The 20524-nt window shown below is 74.7% G+C and carries 19 protein-coding genes; 7 read left to right on the forward strand and 12 right to left on the reverse strand.

Annotated elements, in window-relative coordinates; translation table 11 throughout:
• Positions 1 to 3: 3 nt before the first annotated feature.
• Positions 4 to 2148, reverse strand: coding sequence for an ATP-dependent DNA helicase RecQ (locus INN71_RS16885; RefSeq protein ID WP_277500053.1), 2145 nt, complete (start codon positions 2146 to 2148; stop codon positions 4 to 6).
• Positions 2149 to 2328: 180 nt separating this feature from the next.
• The gene (locus INN71_RS16890) at positions 2329 to 2799 is read right to left on the reverse strand and encodes a hypothetical protein (protein WP_277500052.1); all 471 of its coding nucleotides are present in this window, start codon (positions 2797 to 2799) and stop codon (positions 2329 to 2331) included.
• A gap of 80 nt (positions 2800 to 2879) precedes the next feature.
• On the opposite strand from INN71_RS16890, the gene INN71_RS16895 reads away from it, so the two are divergent.
• From INN71_RS16895 to INN71_RS16915, 5 genes are all read left to right on the forward strand, one after another.
• Complete coding sequence (locus INN71_RS16895) at positions 2880 to 3410, forward strand: hypothetical protein (RefSeq protein ID WP_277500051.1); 531 nt, start codon at positions 2880 to 2882, stop codon at positions 3408 to 3410.
• Positions 3411 to 3479: 69 nt separating this feature from the next.
• Positions 3480 to 4118, forward strand: coding sequence for a copper chaperone PCu(A)C (locus tag INN71_RS16900; protein WP_277500050.1), 639 nt, complete (start codon positions 3480 to 3482; stop codon positions 4116 to 4118).
• The gene (locus tag INN71_RS16905) at positions 4115 to 5422 is read left to right on the forward strand and encodes a Dyp-type peroxidase (RefSeq protein ID WP_277500049.1); all 1308 of its coding nucleotides are present in this window, start codon (positions 4115 to 4117) and stop codon (positions 5420 to 5422) included. The genes INN71_RS16900 and INN71_RS16905 overlap by 4 nt, the downstream gene beginning before the upstream one ends.
• Entirely contained in the window at positions 5419 to 6006 is a 588-nt protein-coding gene (locus tag INN71_RS16910) for a copper resistance CopC family protein (protein WP_277500048.1), read from the forward strand. The genes INN71_RS16905 and INN71_RS16910 overlap by 4 nt, the downstream gene beginning before the upstream one ends.
• Entirely contained in the window at positions 6003 to 8069 is a 2067-nt protein-coding gene (locus INN71_RS16915) for a bifunctional copper resistance protein CopD/cytochrome c oxidase assembly protein (RefSeq protein ID WP_277500047.1), read from the forward strand. Before INN71_RS16910 ends, INN71_RS16915 begins: the two co-directional genes overlap by 4 nt.
• Here the strand turns inward: INN71_RS16915 and INN71_RS16920 are convergent.
• The 7 genes from INN71_RS16920 to INN71_RS16950 all read right to left on the reverse strand — a co-directional run bounded on the left by INN71_RS16920 (position 8021) and on the right by INN71_RS16950 (position 13905).
• Entirely contained in the window at positions 8021 to 9001 is a 981-nt protein-coding gene (locus INN71_RS16920) for a hypothetical protein (RefSeq protein WP_277500046.1), read from the reverse strand. The genes INN71_RS16915 and INN71_RS16920 overlap by 49 nt on opposite strands.
• A 191-nt stretch (positions 9002 to 9192) precedes the next feature.
• Positions 9193 to 10149: a hypothetical protein gene (locus INN71_RS16925; RefSeq protein ID WP_277500045.1), complete on the reverse strand. Its 957-nt coding sequence runs from the start codon at positions 10147 to 10149 to the stop codon at positions 9193 to 9195.
• A gap of 155 nt (positions 10150 to 10304) precedes the next feature.
• The gene (locus INN71_RS16930; protein WP_277500044.1) at positions 10305 to 11852 is read right to left on the reverse strand and encodes a DUF4132 domain-containing protein; all 1548 of its coding nucleotides are present in this window, start codon (positions 11850 to 11852) and stop codon (positions 10305 to 10307) included.
• A gap of 89 nt (positions 11853 to 11941) precedes the next feature.
• Positions 11942 to 12280, reverse strand: a complete 339-nt coding sequence (locus INN71_RS16935) for a cupin domain-containing protein (RefSeq protein WP_277500043.1) — start codon at positions 12278 to 12280, stop codon at positions 11942 to 11944.
• Positions 12281 to 12306: 26 nt separating this feature from the next.
• Complete coding sequence (locus tag INN71_RS16940; RefSeq protein WP_301801278.1) at positions 12307 to 12699, reverse strand: hypothetical protein; 393 nt, start codon at positions 12697 to 12699, stop codon at positions 12307 to 12309.
• Between the two features lie 212 nt (positions 12700 to 12911).
• A complete protein-coding gene (locus INN71_RS16945) occupies positions 12912 to 13346 on the reverse strand; it encodes an SRPBCC family protein (RefSeq protein WP_277500041.1) in 435 nt (144 codons plus the stop codon).
• A gap of 7 nt (positions 13347 to 13353) precedes the next feature.
• Positions 13354 to 13905: a Dps family protein gene (locus INN71_RS16950; RefSeq protein WP_277500040.1), complete on the reverse strand. Its 552-nt coding sequence runs from the start codon at positions 13903 to 13905 to the stop codon at positions 13354 to 13356.
• A 199-nt stretch (positions 13906 to 14104) separates the two neighbouring features.
• On the opposite strand from INN71_RS16950, the gene INN71_RS16955 reads away from it, so the two are divergent.
• Positions 14105 to 14983: an alpha/beta hydrolase gene (locus tag INN71_RS16955; protein WP_277500039.1), complete on the forward strand. Its 879-nt coding sequence runs from the start codon at positions 14105 to 14107 to the stop codon at positions 14981 to 14983.
• 181 nt (positions 14984 to 15164) lie between these two features.
• Here the strand turns inward: INN71_RS16955 and INN71_RS16960 are convergent, their stop codons facing one another.
• Positions 15165 to 17147 (reverse strand): M13 family metallopeptidase, encoded by a 1983-nt coding sequence (locus INN71_RS16960; protein WP_277500061.1) that lies wholly within the window; start codon positions 17145 to 17147, stop codon positions 15165 to 15167.
• A 43-nt stretch (positions 17148 to 17190) separates the two neighbouring features.
• Entirely contained in the window at positions 17191 to 18162 is a 972-nt protein-coding gene (locus INN71_RS16965; RefSeq protein ID WP_277500038.1) for an NADPH:quinone oxidoreductase family protein, read from the reverse strand.
• Positions 18163 to 18206: 44 nt separating this feature from the next.
• On the opposite strand from INN71_RS16965, the gene INN71_RS16970 reads away from it, so the two are divergent.
• Positions 18207 to 19184, forward strand: coding sequence for a hypothetical protein (locus INN71_RS16970; RefSeq protein WP_277500037.1), 978 nt, complete (start codon positions 18207 to 18209; stop codon positions 19182 to 19184).
• Between the two features lie 28 nt (positions 19185 to 19212).
• Here INN71_RS16970 and INN71_RS16975 read toward each other — a convergent pair whose 3' ends face one another.
• A complete protein-coding gene (locus tag INN71_RS16975; protein ID WP_277500036.1) occupies positions 19213 to 20478 on the reverse strand; it encodes a M15 family metallopeptidase in 1266 nt (421 codons plus the stop codon).
• Between the last annotated feature and the right edge of the window lie 46 nt (positions 20479 to 20524).

Below are 20524 nucleotides of genomic sequence, written 5' to 3' on the forward strand. Positions count from 1 at the left end.
CGCTCAGGACTGGGTCGCCAGCACGAGCGGTACGACAGCGCTCGCGCCCGCCTCGAGCAGCGCGGCGGCGGCGAGCGTGAGGGTCCAGCCGGTGACGACGCGGTCGTCGACGAGCAGCACCCGGCCGAGGCGCCCGTCGTCGGCGAGGTCGAGGTCGAGCCGGGAGCGGCGGCGCACGGCGGCGACCCGCTGCGCGGAGTTCGCGGCGCCCGCCCCGGTCGGGATCGACGGGTCGGCGATGGACCAGCTGCCGACGACCGGCACGCCGAGGTAGCGCGACAGCCCGGACGCGAGGTCACGCACCAGCGCGCCGTGGGTCATCGAGTCGACGACGACGATCTGGTCGACCTGGGGGCGCCACTCGCCGAGCACCTCGACGACCGCCTGCACGAGCGGCACGGGGACGGGCCCGTCGTACGCCCCCTCGGGGCCCTCGCGGAACAGGTCCCGCAGCGCCTGGCCGTGGCCGAGGTCGGTGAGGCGGGCGACGGCGCGCCCCTCCTCGGCGGGGTTCTTGATGCGGCCCTTGAGCTCGACCCCGAGCCGGTCGAGACCGCTCGGCCACATCTTGCGGGGCTCGATGACGACGCCGGGGCGGTCGAGGCGGGCGCGGGCCTGCTCGACGGCCGCCTCGTCCAGGCCGGCGTCGAGGGTGAGGCCGCCGCAGTTGTCGCAGCGGCCGCAGTCGCCCTCGGGGCCGTCGGGCACCGGGTCGTCGAGCTGGGAGCGCAGGAACCGCATGCGGCACACGTCGGTCTCGAGGTAGGCGAGCATCGCCGACTGCTCCCGCTCGCGGCTCTCGGCGACCCGGGCGTACCGCTCCGCGTCGTACGTCCACGGCTGACCGGTGGACTCCCACCCGCCCTTCGTGCGGCGTACCGCCCCGTCGACGTCGAGCACCTTGAGCATCGTCTCCAGCCGGTTGCGGCCCAGCTCGACCTCGGTTTCGAGCACGGCGGTCGACAGGGGCCGGCCGGCGGCGTCGAGGGCGTCGATGGTCTGGCGCACGAGCCGCTCGGGCGGGAACGCCAGGGAGCCGAAGTAGGCCCAGATGTCGCGGTCCTCGCGGCCGGGCAGCAGCACGACCTCGGCCTGCTCGGTGCCGCGGCCGGCGCGGCCGACCTGCTGGTAGTAGCTGACCGGGGAGCTCGGCGCCCCCAGGTTGACGACGAACCCGAGGGTGGCGTCGAAGCCCATGCCGAGCGCGCTGGTGGCGACGAGCGCCTTCACCTCGCCCGCGGCGAGGGCGGCCTCCAGCGAGGCGCGCTCGGTGGGGTCGGTCTGCCCGGAGTACGCCGCCACGTGGTGCCCCTGCTCCCGCAGGTGCTGCGCGACCTCCTGGGTGGCGGCGACGGTGAGGCAGTAGATGATCCCCGAGCCCGGCAGGGTGCGGAGGTGGTCGGTGAGCCAGGCGAGCCGCTGCTCGCTCGTGGGGAACCGCACGACGCCGAGGTGGAGCGACTCGCGGTCGAGCGAGCCGCGGAGCACGAGGACGGGCGCGCCGCCGGCCTCGAGCTGCTCGGCGACGTCGCGCGTCACGCGGGCGTTCGCGGTGGCCGTCGTCGCCAGCACCGGCACGCCGTCGGGCAGCTCGGCGAGCAGCGTGCGGATGCGGCGGTAGTCGGGCCGGAAGTCGTGGCCCCAGTCGGAGATGCAGTGGGCCTCGTCGACCACCAGGAGCCCGGCGCTGGCCGAGAGACGCGGCAGCACCTCGTCGCGGAACGTCGGGTTGTTGAGCCGCTCGGGCGACACGAGGAGCACGTCGACCTCGCCTGCGGCGACGCCGGTGTGGATCTGCTCCCAGTCCTCCGGGTTGGTCGAGTTGATCGTCACCGCCCGTACGCCGGCCCGCTGCGCCGCCGCGATCTGGTTGCGCATCAGCGCGAGCAGCGGGGAGACGATCACCGTCGGCCCCGCGCCCTGGGCCCGCAGCAGCAGCGTGGCGACGAAGTAGACCGCCGACTTGCCCCAGCCCGTGCGCTGCACGACGAGCGCGCGGCGCCGGTCGACGGCGAGTGCCTCGATGGCGGTCCACTGGTCGTCGCGCAGCCGCGCGTCGTCGCGGCCGACGAGCGCCTGCAGGTGGCGCTCCGCCTCCTCGCGGGCGGCGGCGCGGTCGACGGTCGGTGCACCGGAGGGGGACGTCATGGGTTCTTCCTAGCAGGGGGCGCCGACGGTCGCGGGGTCGCCGGGGGCCGGGTGTGGATGCCGGGTCGCGGCCGCCCGGATGTCACCACTCCTCCCGGCCGGGGCCCGTCGCAGCGGGGTGTCGCCCGGGGGAGTGGTGACATCCGGTACGACCACCCGTGCCGCCGTCCCGGTCGTGGATCACCCGTGCGTCAGCACCACCGCGCCGGGCACGTCGAGGTCGAGCCGGTGGCCCCGGGCTGCCAGGAGGTCGAACAGCCAGTTCTCGCCGCCGTCGTCGCGCCGTACCCCGGCCTCCTCGGGCAGGGCCCCGCCCTGGTCCTCGACCACCTCGCCCTCCTGCAGCACGACTAGGCGGGAGACGTCGGGGCCGTCGACCTGGTAGGCGTGCACCTCCGCCGTGCTGCCGAAGGTCGCGGAGACCACCGTGGTGCCGAGCGACGTCGCGAGGTCGCCGGTCCGCCCGGCCAGCCGCAGGGTGGGGTCGAGGAGCACGACGTGGCCGGCGGACTCGTAGGCGGCGATCCCGTCGTACCAGGAGTGCGACGCCTCCTCCGCGCTGACGGTCGCGCCGGTGGGCAACCAGCCCGCGACCGCGAGCCGGTCGACGGAGGAGTGCTCGAGCACGACGAGGTGCAGGTTGAATCCCATGGCGGCCGTCCTGCCCCGACCGGTCGGCGCCAAACAGCGATGCGGGGTCGACGCCCCCGACCGCCTAGAATCAGCGCGTCATGCCCGTGACCGCCACGCCCCTCCGCACCCCCCGCGCGCTGAGCGCGGGCGTGCTGTGCGGCGCCGGTGCGGTCACCGCGCACGTGCTTGCCGGCGGCGCGGCTCCCCCGGTCTGGCTGGCCGCCCTCGCCGTGCTCGTCGGCGTCGCGACGGCGCTCCCGCTGACGCGCCGGCGCCTCGACGTCGCCGGTCTCGCCGGTACGGCGCTGCTCACCCAGGCGGGCCTCCACCTCGCCCTGGGTCTCACCGGCCCGGCGCCCGCCCACGACCCGCTCACCATGGCGCTCGCCCACGGCGCGGCCGGCGCGCTCACCGTCGCCGCCGCGCTCGGCGCCGAGCGCGCCTGGTGGCGCCTCGTCCGCGCGGCCCTGCTGCGCCTGCTCCCCCCGCTCCCGCAGCGGTACGGCGTGCCCGCGCACCCCGCGCCCCTCCCCGTCGCCGTGGGCACGACCCCGGCGACCGCTCCCCGCCGCGACCCGCACCTCACGCGCGGGCCGCCGCGGGCCGCCGTACCCGTTCCCACGGCCTGAGCCCCTGCAGGGGCGGCAGGCCGCCCCTCCGCGCGTCCTCGACGCGCCCCCTCACCAGGAGCAACGCACGTGAAGCGATCCACCACCACCCGCACCCACCTGACCCGCGCCGGCGTGGCCGCCGCCGCGGTCCTGCTGCTCGCCGGCTGCGGCAACGACGGCAGCTCGGCCTCCGCCGCCGAGGACACCTCGGCCGACGCCGCGAGCAGCAGCTCCGCGGCCGGCGACGACGGCTCGGCGACCGGCCTGACCATCACCGACCCCTGGGTCAAGGCCACCGACGAGGGCATGACCGCCGCCTTCGGCACGTTCGTCAACGACACCGGCGCCGACATCACCGTCGTGGGCGCCTCGTCCGACGTGGCGGGCCTCGTCGAGCTGCACGAGGTCGTCGCCGGCGACGGCGGCGCCATGGTCATGCAGCCCAAGGAGGGCGGCTTCACGGTCCCCGCCGGCGGCACGCACGAGCTCACCGCGGGCGGCGACCACATCATGCTGATGGAGCTGACCGGCCCCCTCGAGGCCGGTCAGGACGTGACCATCGACCTCGAGCTGGCCGACGGCGCGACGGAGACCATCACCGCGGTCGTGAAGCCCTACACGGGCGCCGACGAGGAGTACGCCGGCGGCGACCACGCCGAGCACGGCGACGACGCCGGCCACGACGACCACTCCGACCACGACCACGGCGACGCGGGAGACCAGTGACCCGCTTCGACCGACGCCGCCTGCTGGCGACCGGTGCCGCCGCTCTCGGCGGCACCGCGGTCGGCTGGGGCTCGCGCGGTGTCCGTGAGGACACCGGCGGGCCCCGGTCGGGCACGTCCGCCGACGTCATGGAGGCGTCGGGGCCGACCGGGCGCCCGAGCGGCGGGGAGACCGTCGACTTCCACGGCGTGCACCAGGCGGGCATCACCACGCCCGCCCAGGCCCACCTGAGCCTCGTCGGCCTCGACCTGCTCGAGGGGCTCGGCACCGCGCACCTGGGGCGCATGATGCGCCTGCTCAGCGACGACGCCGCCCGGCTGTCGTCGGGCTCGGGCGCGCTGGCCGACACCGAGCCCGAGCTGGCGACCGAGCCGTCCCGGCTCACCGTCACGTTCGGGTTCGGGCCCCGCGTGCTGCGGATGCTGCAGCCGGCGTACGACCCCGGCCTGGTCGACCTGCCCGCCTTCTCCCGCGACGAGCTCGACCCGGCGTGGGGCCAGACCGACGTCGTGGTGCAGGTCTGCTCCGACGACCCGGTGACGCTCGTGCACGCCCGCCGCATGCTGCTCAAGGACGCGGCGCCGTTCGCGACCACGCGCTGGGTGCAGGAGGGCTTCCGTCGCGCCCGCGGCACCGAGGCCGAGGGCACGACGATGCGCAACCTCATGGGCCAGGTCGACGGCACGGTGAACCTGCCGGCCGGCGACCACGGTCGCCTGCTGTGGAGCACGGGCGCCGCGTCGGGGTTCGACGGCGGCACGTTCCTCGTGGTGCGCCGCATCGCGATGGACATGACCGGCTGGGACCGCACCGACCGCGTCGCCCGCGAGTTCACCGTCGGCCGCCGGCTCTCCGACGGGGCCCCGCTCACGGGCGCGGCGGAGCACGACGAGCCCGACTTCGCGGCCACCGACGCGACCGGGTTCCCGGTCATCGACCCGGCCAGCCACGTCGCCCGCATGCGCAGCGCCGACACCGACCAGCGGTTCCTGCGCCGGGCCTACAACTACACGACGCCCGACGGCGGGGCCGGCCTCGTCTTCCTCGCCTTCGCGGCCGACGTGGAGAAGCAGTTCGTGCCCGTGCAGCAGCGGATGGACGAGCTCGACCTGCTCAACGAGTGGGTGACCACGATCGGCTCCGCCGTGTACGCCGTGCCCCCCGCCTGCGCGGAGGGCGACTTCGTCGGCCGGGAGATGCTCGGACTGGCGTCCCCCACCGCCACCACCGCCGCCCGGCCCCCCGCGGGCACCTCCTCGGGGAGCGGGGCGGACACTGGACAGGGAGAGGAAGGTGACGCATGACCGGCTCCCGCACCGTCGTCCTGCGACTGCTCGCCGCCGCGCTGGCCATCGCGCTGCTGCTGCTCGCGCCGCTGGGGCTCGCCGCCCCGGCGCAGGCCCACGCCTCGCTCGTGGCGTCGACGCCCGAGGACGGCGCGACGCTCGAGGGCGCGCCCACCGAGGTGGCGCTGCAGTTCAGCGGCGAGGTCCGCGCCCCGGCGTACGTCGTGGTGACCGGTCCCGCCGGTGACGTCGTCGACGGCGACCCCGTCATCGACGGCGACACCGTCACCCAGCCGCTCGGCGACGGGATCGAGGGCGGCTACACGATCGCCTACCGCGTCGTCTCCGAGGACGGCCACCCCATCTCGGGGCAGCTGACCTACCAGGTCGGCACGGGTGGCCCGGCCGCCCAGGACCCGGCGGGCGCCGGCGACGCCGCGGAGCCGGGGGCCGACGCCACCCAGACGGTCACCGCCGACCTGTCCGCCGGCGACGACGAGGGCTGGTGGCAGCGCCACGGCGAGCACGTGTGGGTCTTCGGCGGCCTGCTCGTGGTCGCCGCCGCCCTGCTGGCGGTGGCCCTGCGGAGGGAGCAGACGTGAGCACCGACCAGGCCGGGCCCCGCACCGAGCGCCCCACGGGCGCCGGGGCTTCCGGCACCCCCGGCCCCGGCACCCCTGGTACGCCGCCGCGCGAGCGCCGCGGACTGCTCCCGGCCGCGCTCGGCGCGCTCGTCGTGGGCGCCGCGGCGATGTGGCTGCTGCTCGAGCTGGCCGGTGGCGCCCCGCAGGCGCCGCCCGCGGGCATCCCCGACCCCGGCGCCCTCACGGGCTGGGCCATCCCGGCGCTCGAGCTGGTCGGTCACGTGGCCGCGGTCGCGGTCGTCTCCTGCTTCCTGGTGCCGCTGCTGGTGGCGAAGCGGCTGGGCGACGAGCTCGGCCGCGTCGGCCACCGCGCCACGCGGGCGGCCACGTGGGCCGGCCTGGTCTGGCTCGTCGCGGGTCTCGTGCAGGGCGTCTTCACCGTCTCCGACCTCTTCGCCGATCCCGTCGGTGACCTGTCGTTCGACGCGGTCCGCAGCTGGTACACCCAGGTCAGCCAGGGCCAGGCCGCCGCCACGCAGGCGGTCATGCTGCTGGTGCTCGTCGTGCTGTCCCGCTGGGTCGCGACGGCGCGGGAGGTGGGCGGCCTCCTGGGGCTGTCCCTGCTCGCGCTCGTGCCGCCCGTGCTCACCGGGCACTCGGCGTCGTCGGGCTCTCACGACCTCGCCATCGTCTCGATGGTCGCGCACGTGCTGGCGGCCGTGGTCTGGGTGGGCGGCGTGGTGGCCCTGTGGTGGCACCTCGCCGACGCCCCCAAGGTGCGCGGCCGCGCGGCGCGACGCTTCTCCGCGATCGCGGCTTGGTGCTTCGGCGCCACCGCGGCCTCCGGCGTCGTCAACGCCTGGGTGCGCGTCGACGGGGCGTTCCTCGACAGCGGCTACGGCCGTGGCGCCCTGGCCAAGATCGCCGTCCTCGTCGTGCTCGGTGTCGTGGCGTGGGTCGCCCGGCGCCGCGTGGTGGCGGGCATCGACGACGACGCCGCGGGCCGCCGTACCTTCTCCCTGCTCACCGGCGTCGAGCTGCTCTGGATGAGTGTCGCGTTCGGCCTCGGCGTCGCGCTCTCGCGCACGCCGCCGCCCGTGGGCGAGCCCTACGCCTCCGGCGCCGAGGCGCTCCTCGGCGGACCGCTGCCGCCCGCTCCCGACGCTGCGAACCTGCTGTGGGGGTTCAACGCCTCCGGCGTGGGGCTGCTCGTGGTCGTCGGCGGTCTCGTGGCGTACGGCGTGGGGCTGCGCACCCTGCACCGGCGCGGCGACGCCTGGCCGGTGCTGCGCACCGTCGCGTTCGTGGCCGGCATGCTCGTCGTCGCCTACGCGACCCTCGGCGGGCTCGGCACCTACAGCCACGTGCTCTTCAGCGCGCACATGGTCAGCCACATGCTGCTGTCGATGGTGGCGCCGATCCTGCTCGTCGCCGGCGCGCCGGTGAACCTCGCCCTGCAGGCGCTGCCCGGCAGCGACGTGCGCGGCGGGCAGGGCCCGCGGCAGATCCTCGCGGCCGTCCTGCAGAGCCGGCCCGCGCGCGTGCTCTCGCACCCCGTCGTGACGGCGCTGCTGTTCGTCGGCAGCCTGTACGGCGTCTACTTCACCGGCCTGTTCGGCTGGATGATGGACAACCACCTCGGGCACGCGTGGATGGAGCTGCACTTCCTCATCACGGGCTACCTCTTCTACGAGTCGCTCGTCGGGATCGCGCCCGTCCCGCACCGCCTGCCCTACCTCGGGCGGCTCGGGATGCTGCTGCTGGTCGCCCCGTTCCACGCCTTCTTCTCGATCGCGCTCATGTCGAGCAGCACCCCCGTCGGCGGCGACTTCTACGCCCGGCTCGAACGGCCCTACGCGACCGACCTCGTCGCCGACCAGGAGCTGGGCGGCTCGCTCTCGTGGGCCATCGGGGAGATCCCCATCCTCATGGTGGTGCTGATCGTGCTGGGCCAGTGGTTCCGCCACGACCGGGTCGAGTCGAAGCGGCACGACCGCCGCGAGGCGAGCAGCGACGACGCCGAGCTGAAGGCCTACAACGAGCGCCTCGCGCAGATCCGGGAGCACGACGGGTCGCGCTGAGGCTCGGTGCCGCGCGCCTCGTCGTACGGGATGGTCAGGATCGCGCTCTGCTCGCCGTCCGTGTACTCGTCGGCTGATCGGACCACCAGGACGCCCTCGTACGCCGGGAGCGCCTTCTCGGCTGCCGCGACGTCGCCCCTGACCCACACGATGGCGCCGGACGGGGTCGCGGTGACCCACCCGACGGAGAAGCCGCGCTGGCCGAGGTCACCTGCTGCTGCCTCGAGCTCCCTGGCGAGGCGGGACATGTCCTGCTCCGACTGGCGGGCGACGTGCAGCACCAGGTCGACGGAGTAGCGCTCGGCGATCTCGCGCGCCCGTCGGTCGATGTCCTCGTCCACCCCCGAGCGCCAGATCACGACACGCTCGTCCGGGTCGGTCGTGAGGCGGTACGTCGCGGCCAGCGCGAATCCCGTCGACGACGCGCCACGGTAGAGGGCCTCGAGCTCGGCGCGGGCGCCCTCCATCTCGACGGTCAGCGTCTCGCCGATGTCGTCACCGCCGGCCCAGCTCAGGTCGCGGAACCGCGCGGTGTAGCCGACCGACGCCGCGGCGTCCTCGGCGATGGTGATGGCCTCGCCCTCCTCGGACCAGTTCCGGGTGACGGAGAAGATGAGCTCGTCGGTCTCCGCGTCGGCCTCGACCACGACCCATAGCCACGCGGGGTCGCGGAGCCCGGCGTCGAGGGCGGCGTACGCCGTCTGCACCGCCTCCGCGGGGGCCACCTGCCCGCTCGTCGCGCTGCCGGCGATCCGGTCTCCCTGGAGCTGCGAGACGACGGTCAGCGGCACGGCGAGTGCCAGACCCGTCGCAGCAGCGACCGCGGCGCTCAGCAGGGCGGGACGGCGACGGCCGCGCCGACCGTCGCCGCGTGGGCGGGCCACCGCGGTGGTGGCGGTCCGGTCGTCGAGCTGGTCGTGGTTCGGGTGCACGGGGGTCCCTTCGTCGGCCACGTACTGCAAGACGCGCTAGCCCCCCTCGACGGTTGCCGGCCAGCACGAGGTACGTCGTCGACAGGTGCGACCGACGCGGTGGGAGTGGACGGCATCTTCCGCGGGTTCGGCGGCTCGTGAGTCAGCTCCCGTCGTACGGGGAGAGGGGCGACGTGACCTGACGCGCCCGCTCAGGGCGTCGGCGGCGGCAGCATCCGCTGGCCGGACAGGTCCAGCAGCAGCTCGAGGGTGGGAGCCGAGGGCACCCAGTGCTCCACGTCGTCCACCGAGAACTCGCGGCAGTCGCTCCCGACCGTGACGGGGTCGCCCCAGGCGTTGCGGCCGGTGATCCTGACCTGGGACCACGACGGGCACGTGTAGTCGCGGGTGCGCAGCGGGAGGTCCCGCAGGTTGGCCGTGAGGTCGGCGAGCACGCCCTCCGTCTGCTCGGGCGTGAGCGGGACCGAGGCGAACGGCGCCCCTGGCGTGGTGCTCCAGCACAGGGCCACGGCGGCCAGGTGCGACCGGTCCGTCCACGGCATGACGGCGGCGCCCGCGTCGATCGCGTCGCACGCGACGGGGTCCGCCGGTACGTCGGCCGGCGGCGTCTCACCCTGGCGCTGGGCTGTCAGGCGATCGACGAACAGCTCGACGACGGTCCTGCCCACGCCCTGCACCTGGGCGTCACCGAGGGTCACGTCCTGGCATCCGTACGCCTCCCCGGCGAGGGACCGGACGCTCCCGTCGGGGTACTGCAGCGCCATCGTCCACCGCGGCCCCGCGTCGGCGTTGCACGAGCGTTCGCCGTTCCCCACCCGGCGTGCTCCGTTGACCAGCTCGACCAGGTCGGCGGCGCGTGAGGTCAGCGCGTCGAGGGGAACGACATCGGCGGTGACCGTCTCCGTGCCGTGGGCGCACAGCCGCGCCGCGATCGCCCCCTCCGGCAGGAGCCCGTCCGGGAAGTCGGCGGGCGCGCTGCTCGCCTCGGCACAGGTGAAGTCACCGGCGACGGCGTCACCACTGGCAATGACCTGGGGGTCGGGTCCGTCCAGCAGCTGCCACACGCCGTACCCGGCGGCGCCCACGGCCAGCACACCCGCAGCCGCCACCGCGTTGCTGCGGAACGCCCGCCGCGTCGACCCTCGCATCGCTCCCCCTCGTCGCCCCCGGACCCTGCGGAGCCGGCCCCTCGACCGGTACGACGACCCTGCTGCCGGTCCGGTTCCCTCGGTCGTCGCCTGCGTCCCCTCAGCTGCAGCGATGCTGCCCGTGAGGGATCCGAGGCCTCTGCCGCGCACCACGCCTAGTCCGCCACGGACGGCTCGAGCAGGGCCGCGATGAGCCCGATGATCCGGGCGAGCAGCGGGTCGGCGCTCGGCGTCCACAGACCGGGCTTCTTCCGGGGCTCGACCTCGACGGCGTCACCGTCGCGGGTGACGCGCCCCGTCGTCAGGTGCACGCGGGACCGGCCGTCGACCACCAGGTGCCGTGAGGCCGTCTGGACCCGGGCGGCCTGCTCCGGGGCCAGCTCGGCGAGGACGTGGCCGAGCAGCGTGCGTCGTAGGGCGAGCACTCCCGCCGGCGCTCCGGCCGACCGACCGCCCGACCCGCCGGGCCCCGCGTCGGACGGGGCCAGCGCGACCGCCGACGTGCTGACCACGAGGTCGACGGAGCGCAGGAGCTCCGAGACGGGTACGACGGGCAGCGGCGTCGACTCGTTCGACGCCCTCGCCGGGACCAGCCGGACCGGGCCCGTCTCGGACGTCCCAGAGGCCCCGGGGTAGAAGCCGCCGACGGCCACCTCGGCGCGCACTCCGGCGAGCTCCCTCTCCATGCCGTCGTCGGCGTCTCGCCACCCCTCGGCCCGGGCCACGCCGCCGAGCTGGCGCAGGTCCACCACGTGCCCCGAGAAGCCCTCGGCGTCCTCCTGCGCGTAGTGCTCGCGGAACGCCTGGGCGAAGGGCTGGTCGAGCCGGTGGCGCACGACGTGCCGGCGCCACGCCTCGCGCTCGTCCCGTCCCGCGGCCGCGGGGTGCCAGAGCCGGACCTCGGCATCGTCGGGCACCTCGACAGCGCGGTCGTCGGCATCGACGTACGCCCCGGGAGTGCCCCGGAAGGAACCGACACCCGGCGCCGTCCACACGAGAGCGGCCGCGACCCGTGACACGGGCTCCCAGCGGTGGGCCAGCGCGCGCCAGGCCGCGCCCGTCCAGCGCGGCTCGAGCGCCCACCCGTCCTGCAGGGTGCGCGTCCAGGCGGTGACGTCGCGCCGCGACGGCTCCTGCACCAGCCGCAGCGCCACGGCGGATCGTGCGGCGAGGTCGCGACGGGCGTCGCGCACGTACCGGGCGAACTTCTTGCGGATGCCGGCGTGCCGGGTCTCCCGCGTCGCCGCGTCGAGGGCGGCGACCCCCTCGGGGGTCGGCGCGTCCCGCAGCGCGCGAGCCACTGCGAAGCACATCGCCTGCGAGGGCACCGAGCGGGCTGCGGGGTCCGGAGCCACGACGACGTCGGCGAGCAGGTCGAACCCGGCGTCGACCCACGCCTCGTCCCGCCACAGGCCGGCGGCCAGCGCGCGCTCGACGACGAGGGCCTCGGCCGCCGTGAACGCCTTCTCCGCGACGTACGGCACCTCGCCCGTGTGCACCGCCCGGGCCCGGGCGGCCGCGGCTCGCACCACCCGAGGCGCGTACGCCGCGAACGCGGGGTCGTCCCCCAGCGCCCGGTGGTGGGCCGCGAGGTCAGTGCCCAGCCCCACCGTGTCGTCGACGATCTCCGCGAGGGCCACACCAGCCACGGGGCCGAGATCAGGGATCACGGCGCGTTCGAGCGCCACGAGGTCGGCATGCATGGATCCGTCCCTACCCAGGACGCGTCTTTCGCACGCCCAGGCACCGCCCTGGCGGAACGAGAACACCGGTCGAGCGATCACCGCGTAGCTCAGCCGCACACGGCGATGAGGTCGCAGCCCTCGTCGCCGGCGAGCACGTAGCGCGTGGCCTCCTTCGACACGCCGACGAAGTCGCCGACGCCGATCGGCGTGGTCTCGTCGTCGACCACGACCCAGCCCGACCCGCGCACGACCGCGTACACGTCCTCGACCCCGTCCTCGAGGTGGTCGTGCGGCTCCGTCCGCTCGCCGGGAGGCACCTCGACCTGGTAGACCGCGAACCCGGTGACGCCGAGGTGGTCGGTGATGCGCTTGTCGTACGCGCTCGCCGCGGGGTGGGGGCCGCGACCCGGGGCGAGCGACGACGCGTTGACGACGGAGAAGGCCATGTCCGTGAACCTAGCCGCGCCACCGCCTAGAGGTGCCGCAGCTCCACGCCGGCGCCCTCGAGCGATCGGCGGACGTGGTCCTCGAACGGCTCGACGTAGACCACCAGCTCCAGCAGCGGGAACCGCTCGGGCGTGACGTCGGCCCACGTCGTGGGGTCGAACAGGTCGTCCTCACCGTCCCAGCTGGGCGCCATCAGCCCGAAGATCGCGTTGCCGCCGTCGAAGACCAACCGCCGCACCGAGGCGACGTCGGCCTCGTCGAGCACCAGGTCGCGCGCCCACTGCTCGATCTCCGGGATCCTCTGGTAGGCGTACTCGCCGTAGATCAGCCCCTCCGCCGCGTCCCACTCGATGCCGCGGGAGGCCTGCAGCCAGGCGTGGGCGCTCGGGTGGGGCGCGACGACGCGGCCGTCGTGCAAGAGCTGGTCGACGACGAGGAGCTTGACGTCGGGGTCGCGGAACTCGGCACGGTGGATCCGTGTGCCCGGCCCGTGGGCGCCTCCAAACCTCGCCCCGCGCCGTCACTCGATCCGGCGAGGCCCCGCATGAGGGTGTCGCGCCGCGCACGACGACGCCGGCCGCAGCGTGTGCGGCCGGCGTCGTGGATCGAGCGTGCGGGGTACGGCGGGCCTCAGGCCCGCTTCTCGACCTCGCGGGTGATGTTCGCGACGACGTCCTTGGCCAGCCGGGTGAAGCCCAGCTTGGCGATGGGGTCCGCGAGCTTGCGGAACCCCTTGAACGACAGGGTCGCGTGGTAGGTGATGCGGGTGCGGCCCGGGCCGGTCTCGACGAAGGTGATGTGGTCCTCCGCGACGACCGACCCGTTCTCGCCCCGGAAGACGAGACCGGTGTCGGTCAGCTCGGTCAGCTCGTAGACCAGCTCGGTCGTGCTCCGGCCCATCTTGGTGGTGTTGTCCCACGTGGACCCGACCCGCGGCTCGCCGGCGTCGCGCCGTACGCACTTCACCGTCGGCGGGTCCCACTCGACCGTGTTGGAGAAGTCGGCGAGATAGGTCCGCACCACCTCGCGGGGTGCGGACACGTCGAACGTCCGGCTGACCTCCACCGGGGCGTCAGCCGTCCGTGCGCGCGGCGTCGGTGGCGTCGTGCTCCGACGTGGCGCCCGCGGTGGAGAGGCGGCCGCCGATGTCCTCCAGGTGCGCCCGCACGAACCACTGGAACTTCTCGAGCTCGGCCGTCTGGCCGATGAGGAGGTCCTCGGTGATGGGGTCGAGGTCGCCCGCGAGCGCGATGGCCTTGCGGTTGTCCTCCACGACGCCGTTGTAGACGAGGTCGAGGGCACCGAGGTGCGCGAGCGCGGTGTCGCGGCCGACGGAGTAGTCGTCCCACGTGCGGTCCGCGATGACCGAGCCCGGCGTGCCCTTCGGCGAGCCACCGAGGGTCGCGATGCGCTCGGCGACCTCGTCGGCGTACCCGCGGACGAGCTCGACCTGCGGGTCGATCATCTCGTGCACGGCGATGAAGTGCGGGCCCACGACGTTCCAGTGGACGTGCTTCAGCGTCAGGTGCAGGTCGTTGTAGGCCGACAGGCGGGCCTGGAGCGAGGCGACGAGGTCGTTGACCTGGTCGGTGGACAGGCCGGGGACGGTGTACTTCACGTTCATGCGCGTTCCTCTCGCTGAGGCCGCGCCGTCGTCCGACGGCGCGGGGGGTTCCGTTGCTCTCCTCCACCGTGCCACGAGGGCCCAAGATCTCCACAGGAATCTCAACAAGCTGGGGAGGAGGGGTTCGCGGCCCGGTACCCGCGACGCGGCGGACCACCCCCGACCCATCCGGCGCCGGGCCCGTGCCGAACGACCACCCGTGCGCCCCTCCGACTGGCTCCACGTGCGTCTCGGTCGCGCGCTGGCCCCGCTGACCGTCCGGTACGGCGAGCCGCTGCGGTTCGCAGGAACCGACCTGCCCCGGCCGCGACGGCTGCGGGTGCCGACGCGGCACGGTGCCGTGCCGGTGCTCGTCCACCGTCCCCCCGCGGCGCCGGCGACGGGCGCCGGGGCCTACGTCCACCTCCACGGCGGGGCGTTCCTCATGAGGCACGTGCGGATGGACGACTGGTGGTGCCGCTACGTCGCCGCGACGGCCGAGGTCGTGACCGTGGCGGTCGACTTCGCGGTGGCGCCGCGGGCGACGTACCCCGTCGCGCAGGAGCAGTGCCACGACGTCGCGGCCTGGGTCGCCGGTGAGGGCGCTGCCGTGCTCGGCACCGACCCCACGCGGGTCGCGGTCGGCGGGTTCAGCTCGGGCGGCGGGCTGGCCGCGTCGGTGTGCCTGCAGGCGCGCGACCTCGGATCGTTCGCGCCAGCGCTGCAGGTGCTCGGCGTGCCCGCGCTCGACATCGCGGCCGAGCCGGCCCACCGCCCCGGCATGATCAGCCCGGAGCTGCGGGCCCTCGTGCGGCGGGTCTACTTCCCCGACGCCGCCCGACGGGTGGAGCCCTACGCCTCACCGCTGCGCGCGACCACGCTGGCGGGCCTGCCGCCCGCCGTCGTGCTGACGGCCGAGCGCGACACGCTGCGCGAGGAGGGCGACCGGTACGCCGCTCGCCTGGCCGCCGAGGGTCTGCTCGCCTGGCACGACACGACGCCCGGCGTCGACCACTACTTCCTCACCGAGGACCCGGCGCGCGCCCGGGTCACGATGGCGCGCACCGCGGCCGAGATCGCCCGGCACTGCGCGGCCTGAGGCAGCGACGGGGTACGGAGCGGCTCGGCGCCCGCCGTACGTCGGGTGCGGCTGACGTCTATCGCGGTGCTGGTGTCAGGTGCGGTGCTGGAGCGTCTGCGCACGCCGTCCACCACGTGTGCAGTCGCCCGGACACCGCGTTACACGCCGCGGCGCGACCGCCCTCGCCGCCGTACCCCGCTCACCAGATCCGCACGCGCTCCGACGGCTCGAGCCACAGACCGTCGCCCGGCTGCGTGCCGAACGAGGCGTGGAACTCGTCGAGGTTCCGCACGATGTTGGCCCGGAACTCCGGCGGGCTGTGCGGGTCGATCGTGAGGAACTGCCGCTCCTGGGCCTCGCGGCGCTTGGTGCGCCACACGTGGGCCCAGCTGAGGAACAGGCGCTGGGAGCCGGTGAGCCCGTCCTCGTCGCGCTCGGTCGCCGGGCCGCCCTCCGGGTCGAGGCCCAGCGAGATCAGGTACGCCTTGTGCGCGATCGTCAGACCGCCGAGGTCGCCGATGTTCTCGCCGACGGTCAGCGAGCCGTTGACGTGCTCCTCGGGCAGGTTGCGGGGGCTGAACCCGTCGTACTGCGCGATCAGCGCCCGGCTCTTCACCTCGAACGCCGCGCGGTCGTCCGCGGTCCACCAGTCCTCGAGGTTGCCGTCGCCGTCGTACTGCGAGCCCTGGTCGTCGAAGCCGTGGCCGATCTCGTGGCCGATGACCGCGCCGATCCCGCCGTAGTTCTCCGCCGGGTGCGCGTCGGGCGAGAAGAACGGCGGCTGCAGGATCGCGGCCGGGAAGCAGATCTCGTTGGTGCCGGGGTTGTAGTAGGCGTTCACGGTCTGCGGGAGCATGAACCACTCGTCGCGGTCGACGGGGGCGCCGATCTTCGCCAGCTCCCGGTCGGTCTCGAACGCGGCGGCGGCGGCGACGTTGTCGACGAGGTCGTCCGCCACCACGACCAGGTTGGCGTAGTCGCGCCAGCGCACCGGGTAGCCGATCTTCGGGACGAACTTGTCCAGCTTCTCCAGCGCCCGCTGCTTCGTGCCGTCCGTCATCCAGTCGAGGGTGCGGATCGAGCGGCGGTAGGCCTCGACGAGGTTCGCGACCAGCTCGTCCATCGCCTCCTTCGCCACCGGCGGGAAGTGGCGCGCGACGTACTCACGGCCGACGGCCTCGCCCAGCGCGCTCTCGGTGAAGGAGACGCCGCGCTTCCAGCGGGCCCGCAGCTCCGGCGTACCGGACAGGGTGCGGCCGTAGAAGTCGAAGTTGGTGCGCACCATCTCGTCGTGCAGGTAGGCGCCGAACGCCCGCAGCACCCGCGTCGTCAGCCAGGTGCGCCAGCTCTCGATCGGCACGGCCTCGAGCACCTCGGACAGGTGCGCGAGGTACGACGGCTGCTTGACGACCGTCTCGGCGAGCAGCTCGTCGGCGCCGCTCGCCGCGCCGGAGAGGTTGCGCGCGTAGACCTCCCAGTCGAAGGCCGGGCACAGCTCGGTCAGCTCGGCGAACGTCAGCCGGTTGTAGGTCTTCTGGATGTCGCGGGTCTCGGCGCGCTCCCAGTGGCCCTGCGCCAGGCGCCGGTCGAGCGCCAGGACGGTCTCGGCCGCCTCCTCGGGGGCCTCGTGGCCGACGAGGGTGAGCACGCGGGTGAGGTAGGCGAGGTAGGCCTCGACCTGCGGCGCGAACTTCTCGTCGCGGTAGTAGGACTCGTCCGGCAGCCCCAGCCCGCCCTGGTAGACGTGGAAGAGGTAGCGGTCCGAGTCCTTCGCGTCGGTGCTGACGTAGGCGCCGAAGAAGCCCGTGCCGCCCACCCGCTCCAACTCGCCGACGAGCGCCGCCAGCTCGCGCAGGTCGCGCAGCCCGGCGACGGCGTGCAGGTAGGGCTGGACCGGGTCGAAGCCCTTCGCCTCGACGGTGTCCGTGTCCATGAACGAGCGGTACGCCGCGCCGATCTTGGCCGCGTCCGGGTCGAGCGTCGCGGGGTCGGCGTCGGCGTACTCCTCCACGATCGCCCACACCTGCTCTTCCGCCGTGTCGGCGAGCGCGACGAACGGCCCCCAGCTCGAGCGGTCCTCCGGGATCTCGCTCTCCGCGAGCCACCGGCCGTTGACGTGACCGAAGAGGTCGTCGGTCGGTCGGACGGCGGGGTCCATGCCTGCACGGGCGGCGTCGAGCATCGTCACGGGGGCCACCCTAGCCACGCGGGCTCAGCGCACGGGGTCAGCGCACGCGGACCACGACCTTGCCGGTGGCGCGCCGCTCGTCGAGGTCGCGCAGGGCCTGCGCCGCCTCGTCGAGCGGGTACGACGCGCCCACCGGCGGCTTCAGCGCGCCGCTGCGCAGGTGCGGCAGGAGGTCGGCCCACTGCTCGGCGACGTACGCCGGGTGGAACATCACGAACGCGCCCCAGCCCACGCCGCGCACGTCGGTGTTGCCCAGCAGCAGCCGGTTGACCTTGATCTCGGGGATGCCCTGGCCGGCCGCGAACCCGATGACGAGCAGGCGGCCCTCGGGCGCCAGCGAGCGGACGGAGTCGAGGAAGGCGTCGCCGCCGACGACGTCGACGACGAGGTCGACCCCGCGACCGCCGGTCAGCTCCTTCACCGCGTCCTTGAAGCCGTCGAGCAGCACGACGTCCTCCGCGCCCGCGGCGCGGGCCACCTCGCCCTTCGCCTCCGTCGAGACGACGGCGATCGGCCGGGCCCCGAAGGCGCGCGCGACCTGGATGCTCGCCGTACCGACCCCGCCGGCGGCGCCGTGCACCAGCACCGTGTCGCCCGCCTGCAGACCGCCGCGGCGCAGCAGCGCGAAGTGGGCCGTCAGGTAGTTCATCGGCAGCGCCGCGCCCTCCTCGAACGACAGCTCGTCGGGCAGCGCCATCACGAACGGGGCCGGGGCGACGAAGAGCTCCGCGGCCGCACCGTGCCCGGCGACGGCGACGACCCGCTGGCCCTCGGCGAGACCGGAGCCCTCGGGGGCGCTGACGACCGTGCCGGCCACGTCCGTGCCCAGCGCGAACGGCGGCTCGGGGCGCACCTGGTACTCCCCCCGGCTCATCAGCAGGTCGGGGAACGCGATGCCGGCGGCGTGCACGGCGATCAGCACGTCGTCGGGGCCGGGGGTCGGGTCGGGCAGCTCGCCCGTGGTGACGTCGTCGGGTCCGGTGGGCGAGGTCACGATGGCAGCGCGCATGTGTCGGAGGTTACCCACGGGTCAGGGTGGGCAGGGAGGGGTCCATGTCGACGGACCTCCACCTCCCGGTCGCGGACACCAGCACCGGGACCACCGCCGCGCAGGTGCTCGCCGGGCTCGCGGGTGCCGCCGCCCTCCCCCTCGTCGTGCTCGTCGGCGCGCCGGGCGGCTGGAGCGGCGTCGTCCTGACCGGCGTCACCGTCGCCCTGGTCACGCTGGCGGCGGGCTTCCTGCTCGGCCGCCTCGAGGTGCCGGGCGGGGCGACGTCGGCCGGGTTCGCCCTCGCCGTCGCCGTGCCGCTCCTGGCGCTCGCCGTCGGCCTCACGGTCGCCCTCACCTCCGTCGGCCCCGGTACGGCGGCCCTCGCCGCCGCCGGGCCGGTCGCCGTGCTGGCCGCGCTCGTCGCGGCGCTCGGCGTGCGCACCCTCGTGGTGGTGCCCGACGGATCGGGCTTCGTCGGCTGCGTCGCGTGGGTGGGCGTCGCCGCGGTCCTCGTCGCGGCCTGGAGCCCCCTGCTGCTCGGCCAGCAGCGCGCGGCCGACCACCGCGGGGTGCTCGCCGGGCAGGTGGAGGCGGCGGGGATCACGCCGTACCTGCCGGAGATCGAGGGGTACGACGTCGTCGACCTCGACGTCCGCACGCCGACGGCCGGAGGGGACGGGACGACGCAGGTCGCGTTGACCTACCGCAGTGAGGAGGAGGGCAGCGGGCCCTTGCCGTCGCCGACCTACGTCTCGATCGACCTGCGGCCCTCGGAGCAAGATGCCTGCTCCGCGTTGACCTCGCTCCCGGAGGACTGCACCGACGGTCCCGACGACAGCGTCGTGGTCGACGAGCGTGGGACGGTCGACGTGGCCCTGTCACGCGACGGCGCCCTGCTCGTCGCGAGCAGCGAGGACGTCGAGCGCGACACGCTGATCGCCGCGCTGGTCGACGCGCCCGTCCTCACGCCCGCGCGGTTCGTCCGCGCCGCCTGCCCCGGCGTCGACGGCGAGCCGGGCGCCACGATCTGCGTGGAGTGACCTGGCGCCAGCGGGGCTCAGCGGCTGATCAGCGCGCCTCGACGAGCTGCGCGAGCTCGAAGTGCATGGGGTCGGTGTAGCCCCAGTCGCCGCCCCAGGCGAAGCCCCACTTCTTGAAGATCTGCACGACGGAGCGGTCGATGTCGCCGACGGTGCCGCGCTGGTTGCCCGACACGTTGAGGTCGACGGCGATGCCGAAGGAGTGCAACGACGGCTGGGTGGAACCCGCGATGAAGCGCGGGTAGTAGCAGCCGGCGTACTCGCCCGGGTCGATCTCGTCGGCGAGTCCCCGCTCGACGACCTCGCGGAGCGCGGCCTCGAGCTGCGGCAGCATGACGCGGTGGCAGGTGACGCTGCCGAGGATCGGCACCTGGGCGGTGCGGATGTTCTCCGCCACCCACGCCGGGTCCGGGGCGAGGCGGCCACCGTCGAGCACGCGGTAGTTGAACGTTCCGACGGCCGCCGCGACCGAGCCGCCGGTCAGCACCGCGGTCTGCTGCACCGACACGTCGAGGTCGGGGCCGAGCACCTGCACCGACGCGCCGTCGCCGGCCGCCTCCTGCAGCGCGGGGCGCACCTCCTGCGGCGACGTCAGGCCCGTCGCGACGAGCACGGCGTTGTCGTCGGGGATGCCCAGCGTCTCGCCCCACCGCTTGTTGACCACGGCTTGCACGCGGGTGACCTGCGGCGCCAGCGCGCCGACGTGCAGGTCGGGCGCGTCGTCCTCGTTGCCCAGGCGGACGAAGCCCTCCTCGTCGCTCAGCTGCTCGCCGACGTCGGCCTGCAGCGCGACCTCGCCCGCCGCCACGCGCGTCCAGATGGTCTCGAGCTGGGCGCTCTCGGCGGGGGTGAACCGTCGGTACGACGCGGGGTCGACCGCCGCGACGGTCAGCACCTGGTCCTCGACCGGCACCTGGGCCAGGCCGATGGGCTCGGCGGCCTCGACCCCGGGCAGGGCACGGATCTCCTCGAGCGTCTCCTCGTCGATCGCGCCCTGCGTCGAGACGAGCACGTCGGCACCGAGCAGGCTGTCGGCGAGCGGGCCCGGCGGGTCGACGGCGTGCTCGGCCATCGTCGCGAGCCGCGGATCCGGACCGGCGCCGCCGGCCGACGGGGCCGCGGAACCGGTCGCGTCGCCGGTCGGGGTGCCGGCGACCGCCTCGGTGTCGGGGTCGGCCTCGGAGCCCTCCGAGCCCCCAGAGCCGCCCGCACAGCCCGCGAGCACGAGGCTCAGCGCCAGCACCGCCGCACCCGCGGCGACCCGGCGCGACCGCTCGTGGCGTGACGTCGTCATCGGCTTCCCTCCCGACCCTCGAGAGTACCGTCCGGTAACGCGCGTC

The sequence above is a fragment of the Nocardioides sp. ChNu-153 genome (genome assembly GCF_030466625.1).
In the GTDB taxonomy this organism is placed as follows: Bacteria; Actinomycetota; Actinomycetes; order Propionibacteriales; family Nocardioidaceae; genus Nocardioides.